The sequence below is a fragment of the Serratia sp. 506_PEND genome (assembly GCF_001076875.1).
GTDB classification, from domain to species: domain Bacteria; phylum Pseudomonadota; class Gammaproteobacteria; order Enterobacterales; family Enterobacteriaceae; genus Serratia; species Serratia marcescens.
The window spans coordinates 1-255 of the sequence record NZ_JVEL01000289.1 but is presented as its reverse complement, the minus strand read 5'-3'; the positions used below and the strand labels follow the sequence as shown (position 1 = coordinate 255).

Genomic DNA, 255 nt, shown 5'->3' with positions numbered 1-255 from the left:
AACGCTACTGGCGTATGAAATACCGTATCGCCGGTAAAGAGAAAAAGTTATCTATCGGTGTTTACCCAGAGATTTCCCTGGCTGATGCGCGTGTAAAACGCGATGAGGCCAGGAAGGTGATTGCTGATGGAGGTGACCCAAGCGAGAAAAAACAGCTCGAAAAACTCGCCAAAAAGATATCCGTCGTAAATACCTTCAGAGCGCTCGCTGTGGAGTGGCACAAGCACAAGTGTATCTCATGGTCGGAAAGCTACG

Annotated in this window: 1 protein-coding gene; it reads left to right on the top strand. The window is 48.6% G+C overall.

Annotation, left to right across the window (positions count from 1 at the left end; genetic code table 11):
- The coding region (locus tag ADK28_RS07630) for an Arm DNA-binding domain-containing protein (RefSeq protein WP_152929657.1) at positions 1 to 255 on the top strand (255 nt) is incomplete at both ends.